Source organism: Sorangium sp. So ce448 (assembly GCF_051520915.1).
GTDB lineage: Bacteria > Myxococcota_A > Polyangia > Polyangiales > Polyangiaceae > Sorangium > Sorangium cellulosum_B.
This window is the reverse complement of the sequence record NZ_CP150343.1, coordinates 4,694,019-4,709,532: the sequence shown is the minus strand read 5'-3', so window position 1 is coordinate 4,709,532 and position 15,514 is coordinate 4,694,019. Positions and strand designations below refer to the sequence as shown.

Genomic DNA, 15,514 nt, shown 5'->3' with positions numbered 1-15,514 from the left:
GCGTTTGTTCCGCTGTTTTCGTGGAAATATCGGCGCCGGAGCCGCAATGCCGCGGGGCCGGCAGGCGGCTCAGCGGTACCGGCGCGTCACGGCGACGTCGCGTGAGCTCAGCAGGAACAGGCCCTGGACCGAGCCGTCGGTGACGGCGAGCTGGCCCGTGGCCGGAACGAGCTGGATGGACTGCGGCTGGAGCTCCGATGTGTCGCTGATGTCCGCGAGGTCCAGGGCGAGCGGCGTGAACGCCCCCTGGGTGGTGAAGCGGAACTGCATGTCCTGCTCGGGCACGCCGCCCGTGACCGCGAACCGGAACATCGGGTTGAGGAACGCACCCACGTCACCGTCGGCGACGCGCCCGTCGCGCGGCGTATGGACGACGCGCCCGTTGAACCGCGAGAGGCGCGTGTCGCACGAGTTGCGGCAGTAGCCGCCCGCAGGATCGGCGATCACGTGGTGCAGGAAGCCGGCGCCGTTGCTCCGGACGACCCACTGGGCCCCGGCGCGGATGTCGAGCTGCACCGAGCCGGCGAAGCAGCACGCCGCGAACCCGACCTCGTCCGTCCGATCGAGCTCGAGGTGGTCCTCGTAGGCCTCGACGATGCGGAGCGCCGGGCGCGACGTGATGACGCTGCCGTACTTCGCGTTGCAGGTGTCGAACGAGCAGACGGCCGAGTCGACGCTCTTCCAGTAGGTGGCATCTTCGTCCGGGAGCTCGGACGTGATCTGCGCGAAGTCGGCGAGCTGCTCGGCGCGGGTCTCGGCCTCGCCCTCCGGGACGCCCGCGGCCTTCAGCTGCGCCTTCACGCTGGTCAGGCTCTGCACGCCGCGGCGGCAAAAGCGGGCGTCGGCGCCCCTCAGGTGGAGGTTCTCGTCGAAGGCGACGGAGGCCCGGGTGATCGACGTGAACACCCCCTCGTACGTCACGGCCCACGTCTCGTTGGCGATGTGCACCCGCGGGTCCTCGAGGTTCATCGTCAGCGCGTGCTGCGGCCCGCCGGACCTCATCACGAGCCCCCGCTCGTCGAGCTCGCTTTCAGGGCTGTCGCTCGACGCGATCGCCTCGCGCCGCACGCCCACCGCGAGCGCGAGGTCAGTCGCGGCCCCGTCGGACGGGAACGTGGCGCGCATCTTCGGGCTCTCGCCGGAGAGCGGCACGACAGCGCCGCTGCGATCGTAGAGGATCGGCAGGCCCTGCACGCCGGGCTCGAGCTGGCCGGAGCCGTCGCTCGCCACGATGTAGGTCTCCGAGCGGACAGCGTGCGGGAGGACGACGTTGCAGGACGCCTCGCCGCTCGTCTCGAGCAGCGGGCTGCTCGGCGAAGCGTCTGCGTCGCAGCCCGCGCGGACGCTCTGGCGCTCGGGTCCGCGGCAGGCCGCGTCGAGGTCGTCGATGTCGACGATCGCGACCTGCCCGTTCGTGAGCGCCATGTACGCGAACGTGCCCCGGAGCTTCAGCGGGCCGGCGCCGGAGTCGCGATCGGCCGACGTGCGGTACAGCGTCTCGAGGTCGCACGACGTGACGCTGCTGTCGCACGTCCTGAGCTCCGGGAGGGGGCTGCACCGGATCCCCCTCGGCACCACGCCCGTCGCCGGGAGGCTCCTCGGGACCTCGCGCTGCACGATCGCGAGATCGCGGACGGGCGCCGGCAGGCGGATGCGGTCGGGCGGCTGGAACGGGTTCCAGTCCGGGTTCTCGCGAGAGAGCGGCGACCGGCTGGACGCGTCTTCGCTGACGCCGTCGCTGACGTCGAAGACCATCACGCTGCCGTCACCGGCGTCGACCGCGTAGAGGTAGCGGTTGAACTCGGGGGGCGACGCCTGGCTCACCGCGAGGCGCCTCGTCGTGACGACGCGCCCGGGGTCGAGCGTCGACGCGGGAAGCAGCGGGGGCTGCTCGCGCGGCTCGCAGGGCGTCGGTAGGTCGACGACGTGGATCACCGGCGCGTTGAGATCCGCGACGTACAGCCGGTTGCCGGAGAGCGCGAGCCCCGCGGGCCGGGGCATCTCGGAGGCCGGCTCCGAGCTGGCCGCGACCGCCGGCTGGGAGCACGACACCCCGTCGGGCGACACCCCGTCGGGCGGCGGCTCGTCGGGCGGCCCGGCGGGCGGGAGCGAGACCTGGAGAGGGACCCACCGCTCCACATCGCACGCCGCGAAGCCTCCGTCCTGGTACGCCGCGTCCTCGAGCAGCTTCTGCGCGTCGATCACGACGAAGCCGCCGAGATCCGGCAGGGTCACGAGGAGCTTCTGCCGGCCGCCGCCCTCCATGTCCAAGCTCCCGTTCGACGTGGAGCAGACATCGTCCACGAACGCACCGGGGTCGCCAGGCTTCGGCTCGACGGTGTACGTGTCGTTCGGTGCTTTGCACGACCTACGCAGCTTGCCGCTTCCGTCCGGATCCGGCGGGTCGGCGACGAGCAGCATCTCGCCCGGCGCCGAGGGGAGCGAGCAGGCCGGCCAGGAGCTGAGCGACGGGACCGGGCAGCCCTCGCGCGGCAGCACCTTCGCCGACGGGAGCGCGTAGATCCCCGCGCGCCCCGGCTCGGCGACGGCGACGAACGACGCGGTCCCGCCCGGCGTCGCGACGATGTCGACCGGCTGCGCGCCGACCGGGAGGAAGCTCGGGGCGGGCGTGCCCGTGTCCCGATCGACGATCAGCGAGGACTCGGTCGTCAGGTCGACGACCGCGACCTCGCCGTGCGCGGTCTGCGTGACGAGGCCGTAGAGGTGCGGGAGCGTGGCCCTGCCCCCGTCCTTGGCGTCGACCTCGTAGTCGGTGGACGACTCGACGGTGCCGTACGAGCAGTCCGTGATCGGCAGCGAGCGCATCACGCCCGGCTTGTCGGGATCCGGCCGGTCGATGGCGAGGCAGACGAAGGCGCTGCGGCCGGACTGCGCCAGGGCCTCGACGGCGACCGGCGTGGCCTCCGCGGCGCACCCGGCGAGCGCCAGGCCGGAGGTGGAGGCGAGGAGCGCGAGGCGCGGCTTCATTGGGACTCCCGAGGCGGGACGGGCGTGCCCACCGTGAGGATCATCGTTCCGAACGTGTTCGCCTTGCGCATGTCGAGGTCGACAACGCCGAGGTACGAGTCGGTGAAATGCGCGATGTACATGAGGGAATAGGGTTCGCAGCCGGCGCTGCCCTGCTCGGTTTCGCAGCGCTTCTTGTCGGCGTCGTCGCCGCGCGTGGAGCCCGTGTCGAACGCGAGCGCCTGCGGCCCGCGCCCGGTCTTGATGACGGCATCGACGCGGCGCGCTGCCGGGTCGTAGGAGAACGCGAGCCCCGAGTCGAACGCGAGCGCGAAGACCCTGCGGCTGCGCGCGCCCTCCAGGTCGATCACCTCGCCCACCTCGATCCGAGACGGGTAGGCCCCGAGCGGGGCGGCGTCGTGGAACGCGATCGAGTAGAACACCGAGGCCCGCTTCTCCGTGCTGACGTCCGAGCCCCTCTTGACCAGCGTCGTCGTCAGCTCGCCGATGAGGAGCGAGTTCGGGCCGCGATGCGCCACGTACACCGGGATCGGGATCGCCACGCACCCCTCGAGGCACTCGACCGCGTCATCCGCGCAGCCGTCCTCGCACGCCTGCCGCTCGCTCGCGTCGAACGCGATCCCGCGGGAGTCGATGCCGCTCGCGAGCGCGGTGATCGGCGTCGGCGTCGACTCGTACAGGCGCGGCGCCCCGCCTGAAGCGGCGTCCTGATAGCGGAGCAGGCCGAGCTCCGGCGCCGCGAGGTACGTGACCGCGAACGCGGGCTGGTCGTCGATCGCCCACCCGCTCTGCTGCAGCGCCCCGAGCACGCTCGGGCGCGGCACGGCCGCGAGCTCCGTCGGCCCGAAGGGGAGATCCGTGAGGACGTGCGCGAGCTGCGGTCGCTCGTTCGCTTCCCAGCGGTTCACGATGACGCTCGCGGCGTTCTCCGTCTGGTGCGAGACGACGATGCTCGTCCCGCCCGGGCCGGCGGCGATCCCGAACGGCTCCAGCGGCAGCTTGCGCCGGATGAGCTCCCGGCCCGGGTCTTCCCCGATGCGGTAATCTCTGCTGCAGCGCCCGCCCGCCGCGCTCGCGCCGCAGTCCAGCTGGAAGCAGGCGTCACCCTCGCAGGGCTGCGCGCCGGCGTCGTCGGACCGATCGTCGGCGACATCGAAGAAGGTCACCGAGGGGTCGCCGCGCACGGGCACGAACAGGCGCGCCTGCCGCTCCGCGCCGGGGTCGGCGCCCTCGCCGCTGAGCGGCCTGTGCACGAGGAGGAGGTTGGACGCGAACGCGCCGATCACGGCCGAGCTCCGGACGACCTCGTCGTCGCCCTCGAGGGCGGAGATGTCGAGCGGCCCGCACGGCCCCGGGTGGATCGTCGACGCAGCGTTGGTCGCCAGCCCCACCTTCTCGCACGCACCGCGCACGCCCGCGCCGGCGTCCGGCCCGCCGGGAACGAGCCCCGACTGGAGCGTGAGCGCCCGCTTGCGCAGCCGCTGGAGATCCAGCGCCTGGACCGTGCCGCCGTTGAACTGGAGATCGAAGTCCGAGTTCGCGACGTAGAGGACCCGTCCCCCGGGAGACACCGCCAGGCCCGTCGGGTAATAGAGCCCCTCGACCGGCGGCGGGAGGCCCTCGCCCTCGACGAAGCAGCCCACGACCCCGAGCCCGCCCACGCCCACGATCGAGGCCGCGAGGCCCACGCCAACGATGCGAGGTGTCTGGAGAAGTGTGCGGGCGAGCTTCATGCGGGCGCGGAGACTAGTCAGCACCAGGAGCACTGGCAACCCGCTCCGCTCGGTGGGTTCGTTTGCGGCGGACACGCCCCGGGCGCGCGGCGCTCGCAGCGGGCCTCCTGGCGAACGAGCGGCACACGCCGCCGCGAGGGCCCTCGTTTCTCGCGCGCACCTGCCGCAGCGCAGCACGCCCGCACGGCCTGCCCCGGGTAAGCGCGCACAGCCCGCCAGGCGCAGCCTCTTCCTGGCGAGGCGCGCTGGTCTGGGCGAGGCGCTCTGCAGCGGTCGCCCGTCACGGGGCGGCGAGCCCTGCGGCGGGGTGAGGTGGCGCTCCCCTGCCCCGGGTGGTGCCCAAGGTGCGCCCCTGCAGTGTGGGCTCCACAGGTCAAGGCCGACCGGGATCGATCGCCGTCGTCCGTCCCCCTGCACGTTGATCTCGGAGACGCGGCGCGCCTTTGCTACGTTGGTCGCCGGGACATGGCCGATCTCGCAGCCGCCCTTGTCATGGGAATCGCCCTTCTTGGGCTGATCTATTGGTATTTTCGCTCGAACAACGGCGACCGGACCCGTCCTCGCGCGGCGACGACGCCGACGCAGGGGGGCCCAGGAGCCCAAGCCCTCGACGAGGGGGAGGCAGATCTCGAAGATTCAACGACGAGGCCAGGCGCAGCAGGGCTGCGGGGCGGCACGCCCGCGAGCGAGAACGCCCACGCGAAGACCGCAGGAGGTCACGGCCGCACCGAGCGCGTCTCGAGCGCCGACTGGAAGCGCTCGAACGGCCCATCGCGCCGCGACGACGACGACGACGCGTTCAACGACGATGACGACGACCTCACGCTGATCACGCTGGCGCCGCCGGAGGTGCTGCAGAGCACGATCAAGCGCGCGAGCGTCCCGTCGTACGGCGGCGACGATGACGACGACGACGATGATGACGACGGGCACGAGCGCGAGGAGCCGTCCGCCGTCCCCATCATCTACGACGACGAGGCCGCCGTCGACGAGCCGACCAGCTCGTCGCCGCTCCTGCTCATCAGCGCCGTCGGCCAGACGGACCCCGGTCAGAAGCGCAAGAAGAACGAGGACTGCTACCTCTGCCTGGACGAGCACTACCTGTTCGCCGTGGCGGACGGCATGGGCGGCCACGCCGGCGGCGACGTCGCCAGCCGCCTCGCGGTCGACACGATCGCGCGCGCGTTCAAGGATCAGGCGTTCGTGGACAGCGACGCGGAGAGCCCCTACCCCGACGTCCCGCGTCGCGGCAGCGAGCTCGCGGTCGCGATCCAGCAAGCGAACCAGGCGATCTACGAGCGGGCCCACGCCGAGCGGAGCCTCACGGGCATGGGCACGACCCTCGTCAGCGCGCGGTTCTCGCCCAACAAGCAGCGCCTCTACATCGGCCACGTGGGCGACAGCCGCTGTTATCGCCTGCGCGACAACGAGCTGACGCAGCTCACCACCGATCACACGATGGGCGCCGCGGGGATCACCGGGCCGATGGCGAACCACCTGAGCCGGGCGATCGGAATCTCCCCCGCAGTCAAGGTCGATCTGATCATCGCCCGGCCCCACCCCGGCGACGTCTACCTCCTCTGCTCCGACGGCCTCTCGAAGATGACGAGCCACGAGGCGATCCGCGACATCCTGCTCGCCGAGCCCGATCCCGAGAAGGCGTCGCAGGCGCTCATCGAGAAGGCGAACGCGGGCGGCGGGCGGGACAACATCACCGTCATCCTCGTCCGCGTCAGCGATCCCAAGGACCTCGCGCGGCTCGCCTCGCGCGCTGGTGCCAGCGCCGGCGCCAGCGCTGGCTGACCGCTCGCCGGCCCCTTCCCCTCGCCCCCTCCCTCCCCCTCCAACGAGATCGACCGCGCACGGCGCTGACCGAGAGGTCCGCGCGGCCGGCGGAGCATGCCCGCCGCGCGCAGGCCATTGCAGACAGCGTGTCTGCATTGCCATGAGCGCAGGCGGATTCTCATGCTCCGCGCCGGTCAGCTGCCTGCGTGCATACGGGCGAGTGGTCACGCTCGTCACGGATCCGGATCCCGCTCGTGCGCAATCGTGATTTCGAGGCCATTACCATTCACGAGCTTCGATTATCACGTCAATTGATGCCAGCCGGGATCGCGAAGAGAAGCGACGTGAGCTCTTGACGTGCTTTGCCTCGAGAGCGCTTCATGGCGGCCACGGATGGCTCGTCCAGCGGAGCCGCTGATCGGGGATATGGCACGCTCCTTTCTCTGCATGATCGTCTTCGCCTCTCTGCTGCTCAGCGCGCCATCGCGCGCGGCGGAGCCGGCACGCCGCGCGCTGCGGCTGCGCTACAGCGAGGATGCGCAAGCGGCCTCGTGCCCCGGAGAGCGCGCGCTGCGCGAGCGGATCCGGCTGCGCGTCGGGTACGACCCTTTCCGCGAGGACGCGACCGAGGAGGTCGAGGTCGCGATCAGGCCTCACGGCGCCCACGTCGTCGCGACGACGACCTACCGGAACGCCGACGGGCGGGTCTCCGGCCGTGGCTTTGACCTCTCGCACGGAGACGGCGCCTGCGAGCAGCTCACCCATACCGTCGCGGTCGCGATCTCCTTCACGCTGACGCCGTTCGCGAGCGACGAGCGAGCGCCCGCCGCGCCGCCTCGCCCAGAGATCGCGCCGGCGCGCCCGGAGCCCGCGAGCAGGCCCGGCGAGCCGTGGAGTTCGGCGCGGATCGGCATAGGCGCGATAGCGGGGCTCGGGGTGCCCGAGGGGCTGTTCGGCGGCGCCTCCTTGCTCGTCGGGCTTCGCTGGTCACAGAGCCTCTCCTTCTCGCTGGAGAGCCGGGGCACGTTCGTCGTGTCGAAGCCGAGCGCGCTCGGGCACGACGAGGTGTCGAGTCCGTACGCCCCGAGCCCCGGCGGGAGCACAGACGCGCGATCGCCGTACCTGCGCACGCACACGAGCGGCGCCTTCGCTCCGTGCCTTCACACCGTCGACCTGCTCGTCACATGCGCGCTCGTCGAGATGGGCGTCGCGCACGTCGGCGATCGGGCCACCCCCGCCGCCGACGTGTCCCTGCTGTTCATGGCGCTCGGGCTCCGCGGCGGGATCGAGGTCGCGCTCAACGACACGCTCTCCTTCTATACCCACGCCGAGGTCCTCGCCGCGCTCGGGCTCGTCGACCACCCGCTCGCCGGCGCGCTGAGACCTCCGCGTCCGAGCGCTTCCCTCGGCGCCGGGCTGCTCGCGGGGTTCTGAGCGCGCGGAGGGCCCCGCGCGGGCAGGAGGGTGGTGCGGACGGCGCGGATGCTGGCTGGAATTTTCGAGCGCCGTGCCCCGATCGCGCCGCTCATGGCGGCGCTACGCCGCGGAGCAGCACGACGATGGCGCGCGATCCGGGCTTCGGCCCAGGTCGCCCGCCGGCGCTCCGCGCCGCGCAGAATGCCTTCTCGCTGGCATGAGGACGCGAGGTTCGCGTAGCCTATCCGGACGGTGCTCCCGGAGTTCACCGACCCGACCGACCGCTTCATGATCGAAGCCCGCAGCCGAAGCGGCGGCATGGGTGATATTTTCAAGGGCACGGATCAGAGCACCGGGGCGCCGGTCGCGCTCAAGGTCCTGCGCGCCGCCGCGTCGCCCCAGGAGCGCGCCCGCTTCGGGCGCGAGATCTCGATCCTCGCGGATCTGAGGCACCCCAACATCGTTCAATACGTCGCGCACGGCACCTGGCTCGACGGGCGCCTCTTCTTCGCGATGGAGTGGCTCGACGGCGAGGATCTCGGGCAGCGCCAGCGGCGCGCGCCGCTCGGCATGCGCGACTCGGTCGAGGTCGTCCGGCGCAGCGCCGCCGCGATGGCCGCCATCCACGCCCGCGGCGTCGTCCACCGCGACCTCAAGCTGTCCAACATCTTCCTCGTCCGCGGCAAGGGCACCGCGATCAAGCTGATCGACTTCGGCGTCGTGAAGCTCGCGGTCCCGGACGACTGCCCGACCGAGCGCGGCACGATCATCGGCACCCCGCATTTCATGGCGCCCGAGCAGGCGCGCGGCGAGGCGATCGACGCGCGGGCCGACGTGTACTCGCTGGGCGCCGTCCTGTTCCGCCTGATCACGGGCAGGAACGTGTTCGAGACCGAGAACGCGATCGCGCTGCTCAGCCGCCTCGTTGTCGAGGATCCCCCGCGCTCGCAGCAGATCCGCTTCGACGTGCCCGAGGCCCTCGACGAGGTGCTCGCGCGCGCCATCGCCCGCGATCGCGAGCAGCGGTACGAGAACGGCGGCGAGCTGGCGCGCGCGCTCGCGCGGGTCGGGGAGCTGAACAACGATCCCCCCGCGACCGACAGGTCCGCCTCGATCGTCCGGCGCGCGGCCGCGCAGGAGATGATGCCGAGGCCCGCCGGGCCGGGCGACGAGCGGCCGCAGGTGCGGCTCGCCAACAGCGAGCGGCGCGTGGTCGCCTGCGCGCTCTTCGAGCTGGGCGCCGGCCCGCTCCGCCCCGCGGTGGACGCCGCGCTCCGCGAGGCCCTCGGCGACGACCCGCGGTTCGAGCCGCTCCCCGACGGGAGGCTCGCCGCGGCGCTCGGGGTGGAGCGCTCGCGGGGCGACGAGGCGGCGCGCGCCGCGCGGGCGGCGCTGACCGTGGCCCGATCCACGCCGGGCGCGCGGGCCTCGGTCGCGGTCGGGCACGCCGTCCGCGGCAGGGCGAGCCTCGCCGGCGAGGCGCTCGATCGCGCCGCGCAGCAGCTGGAGTACGCGGCGCCCGGCACGGTCAGGATCGACGCCCACGCGACAGCGGCGCTGGAGGGGCGGTTCGTGGTCCAGGAGGACGCGCGCGGCGGCGTGCTCGTCCACGAGGACGCCGCCGGCTTCGACGCGCGCAAGCTCGCCGGGCTCCCCACGGCCCCCCTCGGGCGCGAGCACGAGCTCGCCAGGCTCCAGGGCATCTTCAGAGAGATCGCCGAGGGCGGCGCGCCGCGCGCGGCGCTCGTGACCGGCCCCGCCGGCATCGGCAAGAGCCGCGTCCGCGCCGAGCTGATCCAGCACCTCGAGACGGCGCCGCACGCGCCGATCATCCTGCTCTGCCGCGGCGACGCGATGAGCCAGGGCGCGGGCCTCACGGGGCTGGGCCGCGCCCTGCGCGCGCTCATGGGCATCCGCGAGTGCGAGCGCCTCGAGGACCAGGTGCAGAAGGTGAGCGCCCACGTGGCGATGCGCCTGGCCCGCCCGCTCCGCTTCCTCGCCGGCTTCATCGGGGAGCTCGTCGGCGTGCCCTTCCCCGACGAGGGCAACGAGCCGCTGCGCGCGGCCCGCGAGAGCCCGCAGCTCATGGAATCGCGCACGCGGATGGCGGTGGAGGCGTTCTTCCGATCGAAGTCCGAGACCACGCCGCAGATCCTGGTCATCGAGGACATGCACTGGGCCGACAGCACCACGGTCGAGCTCGTCGACTGGCTGCTCGGCTGCGCCGATCTCCGCTTCGGGGTCTTCGCCTTCGCGCGGCCCGAGCTCTCCGCCCGGTTCCCGTCGCTGTGGGAGCACCGCGACGTGACCCGCGTGACGCTCCCGCCGCTGTCCCCTGAGGCCGCGGATCGGCTCGTGGCGAGCGCCCTCCCGCAGGCCGACCCGGCCACGCGCGGCGCCATCGTCCAGCGCGCCGGCGGCTACGAGCTCTTCCTGGAGGAGCTCATCCGGTCCGCCGCGGAGGGGCGCGACGGCGTGCCGCTCAGCGTGCAGGCCCTGGTGCAGGCCCGCGTCGATCGCATGTCGAGCGGGGTGCGCGGGGCGCTGCGCGCCGCGTCCGTCTTCGGCCAGGTCTTCTGGACGGCGGGCGTCGCGGCGCTGCTCGAGCGCGCCGTGGGCGCGGAGCTCGCCGAGCTGGAGGCGGGCGAGATGATCGCGCGCCAGCTGGAGCCGCGGGTCCCGGGGCAGGTGCAGTGGACGTTCCGGCAGGCGGTCGTGCGCGACGCGGCGTACGCGTCGATCCTCGAGGAAGACCGCGCCGCGCTCCACCTCGCCGTGGCCGCCTGGCTCGAGTCCGCGGGCGTCGATCCGGGGCTGATCGCGCGCCACGCCGAGGCGGGCGGCGACAAGGCGCGGGCGGCGCTGCTCTACGCGCGCGCGACGCGGGACCCGGCGGCGAGCGGCGCGGAGCTCGACGAGGCGCTCGAGCGCGCGACGCGCGGGCTCGCTTGCGGGGCCGAGGGGACCACGCGCGCCGCGCTCCTGGTCCGCCGGGCGGAGCTCCTCGAGCTGCTCGGCCGCCTCGACGAGGCGCTCGACGCCGCGGAGCAGGCGTCTCGCCTCGCGCTGCCCGGCTCGGATCTGTGGGGCGAGGCGCAGGTCGTCGCGGCGACCTGCATGATCGAGGCGGGCCGGGGCGCCGAGGGCGACGCGCGCGCCGCGTCCGCGCTCTCTCCGCAGTTCGCGGCGGCGCTCGCGCCGTCGATCCGCGCGAAGCTCCTCGCGTCGCGCGTCCGCGCCCTGGCGGCGCTGAGCCGGCCCGCCGAGGCGCTCCGCGCCGCGCACGCGGCGACGGAAGCCGCGCGCGGGAGCGGCTCGGCCGACGCGCTCCTCCACGCCCGGGAGGCCCAGCTGGCCGCGCTGATGCACGCCGGCGATCTGGCCGCCGCGGCCTCTCTGGGCGCGTCGCTCGTCGCGGACGCCGACGGGGCCGGCGACGCCGTCATCGCGGCGAGGGCCCGACTGAACACCGGCTCGGCGCTGAACCAGCTCGGCCTGTTCGAGGAGGCGCAGGCGCTGCTCGAGCGCGCGCTGCTCGACGCGCGGAGCCGGAAGCTCCGGGCGATCGAGGGGTTCGCGCTCCACAACCTCGGGATGTCGTATGCGCGGCTCGGCAACATCGAGGAGGGCGTCGCGCTCGAGCGCCAGGCGAGCGGGATCGCCGACGCGTGCCAGATCTCCCGCCTGAGGTTCGCCGGCCGGCTGTACGAGGCGCTCTTCCTCGTCTGGCGCGGCGCCCCCGGCGACCACGCGACCGCCCACGCCGTCGCGCGCTGGCTCTGCGAGGAGGCGGCGCACCACACGGCCGCGCTGCAGGCGATGGCGAGCTTCGCGATGGCCCGCGTCCAGCTGGCGCGCCGCGAGCTCAGGGCCGCGGTCGACGCGGCGCGCGAGGCCTCGCGCCACCTCGCGGGTGGGCCCATCGAGGAGTGGAGCGACGCGATCCGCGTCACGCTCGTCGAGGCCCTCCTCGCGATCGGGGACGAGCGCGAGGCGAACGCCGCGCTCGACGCCGCGTTCTCCGCCCTGGCCGCGCGCGTCGAGGCCCTGCGGGATCCCCGCCAGCGCGACGCGTTCCTCCGGGGGAACGACGACGTCGGGCGTCTGATCGCCCTCGCTCGCGAGCGCCTCGGCCGGTCGCTGCCCTCGACGCAGCGGCCGCCGCACGCGGCGGACCCGTCCGCCCAGCGGGCCGCCGGGGCGCCGTCGCGGAGCAAGGTCGCGAAGACCGCCGGCGCCCTGGGACGGAAGGAGCGCGCCGAGGCGCCGAGCAACAACGATCCGGCGGCGCACCGGAGCGCGAGCCCTGCGCAGAGCAAGGATGCGCACCCGGAGGGCGCGGCGGCGGCAGCGCACGAGAAGGGCGCGCCACGTTCTTGACGTTGGGTGGCCAGGTAGCTAAGGCCATCCGCGATGCGAAACAACGCTCCTGAGCGGCTCGTCGCGCGCTGTTCCACGTTCTCCACCCCTGCGCGTCCGGCCGGCGCGAGCCAGGGTGCTGCGCTGGCAGCCCGCCCGACCTCGGGCCGGTGGCTCACGGCGCGCGTCCTGCCGCTGCTCGCGGCCGCGGCGCTCGGCAGCGCGGCGCTGCTGTCGCCCGCGCCCGCGTCCGCGCAGTCGAAGATCGCCGTCGTCGACGTGCGCCGCGCCATGCTGGAGACCGAGGAAGGGCTCCGCGTCCAGGCGACGCTCAAGAAGCTGTTCGACAGCCGCCAGGTGGAGCTCGACACGAAGCGCCGCGCGCTCGACGACGAGCGGGACAAGCTCGACAAGGAGGCGCAGGCGGGCAAGACGCCGAAGGACGTGCTCCAGCGCAGGTTCGAGACCTGGCAGCGGCAGGCCGCCGAGTTCCAGGCGACGACGCTCGACGCCCAGCGCGAGATGCAGCGCAAGGAGAGCGAGCTCACGACGCCGATGCTGCAGAAGGTGCTCGGCCTCCTCCGGCGCCTCGCGGCGCAGGAGGGTTACGACCTCATCCTCGACAAGTCGGCCGTTCCCTACTACCGCGCCGATCTCGAGCTCACCGATCGCGCGATCCAGATGTACAACAGCGGGCAGGCCGGCGAGGCGCCGCCCGCGAAGGGCGCGCCGCCGGCCAAGGGCGCGCCGCCCGCCGCCCCGGCGAAGCCGGCCGCGCCCGCCAAGAAGTAGCCGCGCAGCGCCCGTCGCTCGCGGGGCGCTCGTGGCTCACGCCGCGCGGTGCGATATCCTCTGGGCGGGGGCGCGGAGCGCGAACGGGCGCTGCGCGGCCACCTGGCACGGAGGTGGTTCGGTGGCCTCTTTTCTCGTCGGCCGGGGAGCGCGCCTCACGGCCTGCATCGGGCTCGGCGCCGCAGGCGCCCTGGCCGCTCCCGCCGCCTGCCTGTACCCCGAGTACACCTTCGATGAGCCCGAGCCTTCCGGCGGCACCGGGGCCATCAGCAGCTCCAGCGGGGATGGGGCGGAGGACTGCGCGAACGGCGCCGACGACGACGGCGACGGTCAGATCGACTGCGCCGATCCCGCGTGCGGCGACTTCGTGTGCACGGCGGCCGTGCCGGAGGGCTGGAGCGGCTACTTCGCGCTGTTCGACGGTGAGCCCGCGATGGACCCCGGCTGCCCACCCGCGTTCGCCGCGGGGCCTCCGTTCGCCGGAAACCGCGGACTGACCGCGCCGCCGGCGAGCTGCACGTGCTCGTGCGGTCCCGCGGAGGGGCAAGCCTGCGACCCGGTGGACGGGATCACGATCACCGTCGCGGACGCGCCTTGCGGCTCGGAGCCGCACTGCCTCTTCCCGCTCGCGACGCCCGGCTGGGCGGCCCAGGTGTGCAGGGGCCCCGATGGAGTCTTCAGCGACAGGCTGACCTGCGGGCCGAGCAGCGACGCGGAGTGCTCGGCGACCACCGGGGCACCGTGCGCCGTGTCGGTCAGCGTGAGCCCGCTCGCGGCCTCGGGCGGCGCGTGCGCGCCGAGCGACGTGCAGGTGCAGAGGCCGGACCCGAGGTGGACGCGCCTCGGCCGCGCGTGCGCCGCGGCCGAGCCGCTCGGCCGCGGCTGCAACCTCGGTCAGGTCTGCGCGCCGAAGCCGGCCGCGCCGTTCGAGGGCGGCCTCTGCATCGCCAGGGACGGCGACGCCGCCTGCCCACCGGGCCCCTACACGGAGCGGCGCGTCTTCTTCACCGACATCGAGGACAGCCGCGGCTGCGACGACGACTGCGCGTGCGGCGCGCCGTCGGGCGGGACGTGCCCGACGACCGTCGCCCTCTACTCCGACGCGCAGCTGCACACCTGCTCGATGCAGGTGACGGAGCTGCCCGCGGGCAGCTGCGTGGACCTCGAGGACAACCCTTCGGTCGTGGGCCGCAAGGTGACGTCGCTCGGCGCGCCCACCGACGGCGCGTGCCGGCCGAGCGGCGGCACGCCCAGCGGAGAGGCCCGCGGCGCGAGCCCGCGGACGTTCTGCTGCCGCCCCTGATGCGCCCGCCGGCCCGCAGGGCGCCCGGCCTCAGAAGCTGCCGGCGACGCTGAGGCCCACGAGGTCGGCGCCAGGCGCCTGCGGCAGGACCTCCGCGCGGCGGACGCCCGCGCGGGCGCGCCGCCCGGCCGCGGCAGCGGCTGCGCGGGCGCTCGCGTCCGGCTCGGCCGCGGCCGCGCTGCCGCTCATCACGAGCAGCGTGACCCCCGCGGCGACGCCGGCGACACCGAGCCCGATCGCCGCCTCGGCGACGCCCGTGTAGAGCCGGCCTCGATCGGCGACGGGCCTGGCGGAAGGAGGGCAGCTCCTGTCGCCGCCGCACAGCGCGTCGAGATCGCTCAGCGTACCGGCGCGGAGGCCGAGGAAGATCGCACCCACTGCGCCGCTCGCGATCCCCGCGCCGAGCACGGCGAGGCCCGGCACCTTCGACGGACGCGTCGCCGGCAGGCGCGCCAGCGCGGCCCTCGGCGGCACCTCCACGGGCGCGCCTCCCGGCGACGCGCTCGCGGGCCGCGACGCCGCCGGCGGATCGGCGATCGCGATCTCCACGGTCTTCGCGTCCCGCTCCGCGAGCGTGACGGTCTCCCGCGCCGCCTCGCGATCGCCGACCCAGGCCGAGACCACGTGGGGCCCTGGATCGACCGGGATGTCGGCGCTGATCTCGGAGGCGCCGAGCGCGGCGCCGTCGAGCAGGATCGTGGCGGTCAGCGCCCCCGCGCCCCGGCGGATCGCGAGCCTCGGGATGCGGGCCTCGAGGTCCTCGATCCGCGCGCCGACGTTCGCGCTGACGTCGTTCGCCCGGGGGTCCCCGTCGGCCGCGGCCGCGGCGATGCGGTAGTTGCCGAGCGCCGAGACGAGCTTGCCGAGCCGCGCCTCGCACTCCGCGATGTTGAACAGCACCTGAGGCGTCCGCCGCACGCTCGCGACCGCATGGAACTTCGCGAGCGCCGCGGCGCAGTGGTTCGCCGCGCTGAGCGCGACCCCCTCCTGGAAGAGCGCCCGCGCCTCCGCGAGCTCCTCCTTGGACTGTGCCCGCGCCGAGGGCGGCGCGATCAGCGCGGCGCCGAGCGCGGAGGCCGAGATGACCCGCCGCCAGCTGATCCTCCGAAGTCCGCGTCGCTCCATGCATCCCCCTCGC

8 protein-coding genes are annotated in these 15,514 nt (G+C 74.0%); 5 read left to right on the top strand and 3 right to left on the bottom strand.

The features are described 5' to 3' along the window. Positions 1–69: 69 nt before the first annotated feature. Both WMF45_RS17890 and WMF45_RS17885 read right to left on the bottom strand, forming a co-directional pair. Positions 70–2,988, bottom strand: a complete 2,919-nt coding sequence (locus tag WMF45_RS17890; RefSeq protein ID WP_437718086.1) for a hypothetical protein — start codon at positions 2,986–2,988, stop codon at positions 70–72. Then, entirely contained in the window at positions 2,985–4,721 is a 1,737-nt protein-coding gene (locus WMF45_RS17885) for a hypothetical protein (protein ID WP_437718085.1), read from the bottom strand. The genes WMF45_RS17890 and WMF45_RS17885 overlap by 4 nt, the downstream gene beginning before the upstream one ends. Before the next feature lie 492 nt (positions 4,722–5,213). Here WMF45_RS17885 and WMF45_RS17880 point away from each other — a divergent pair, with 492 nt between their 5' ends. From WMF45_RS17880 to WMF45_RS17860, 5 genes are all read left to right on the top strand, one after another. Then, entirely contained in the window at positions 5,214–6,524 is a 1,311-nt protein-coding gene (locus WMF45_RS17880) for a PP2C family protein-serine/threonine phosphatase (RefSeq protein ID WP_437718084.1), read from the top strand. Positions 6,525–6,932: 408 nt separating this feature from the next. Then, positions 6,933–7,940, top strand: a complete 1,008-nt coding sequence (locus WMF45_RS17875; protein WP_437718083.1) for a hypothetical protein — start codon at positions 6,933–6,935, stop codon at positions 7,938–7,940. A 234-nt stretch (positions 7,941–8,174) separates the two neighbouring features. Then, entirely contained in the window at positions 8,175–12,302 is a 4,128-nt protein-coding gene (locus WMF45_RS17870; protein WP_437718082.1) for a serine/threonine-protein kinase, read from the top strand. Positions 12,303–12,335: 33 nt separating this feature from the next. Further along, positions 12,336–13,073, top strand: coding sequence for an OmpH family outer membrane protein (locus WMF45_RS17865; protein WP_437718081.1), 738 nt, complete (start codon positions 12,336–12,338; stop codon positions 13,071–13,073). Positions 13,074–13,194: 121 nt separating this feature from the next. Then, positions 13,195–14,376, top strand: coding sequence for a hypothetical protein (locus WMF45_RS17860; RefSeq protein ID WP_437718080.1), 1,182 nt, complete (start codon positions 13,195–13,197; stop codon positions 14,374–14,376). 30 nt (positions 14,377–14,406) lie between these two features. Here WMF45_RS17860 and WMF45_RS17855 read toward each other — a convergent pair whose 3' ends face one another. Beyond that, positions 14,407–15,501 (bottom strand): hypothetical protein, encoded by a 1,095-nt coding sequence (locus tag WMF45_RS17855; protein WP_437718079.1) that lies wholly within the window; start codon positions 15,499–15,501, stop codon positions 14,407–14,409. Positions 15,502–15,514 lie beyond the last annotated feature (13 nt).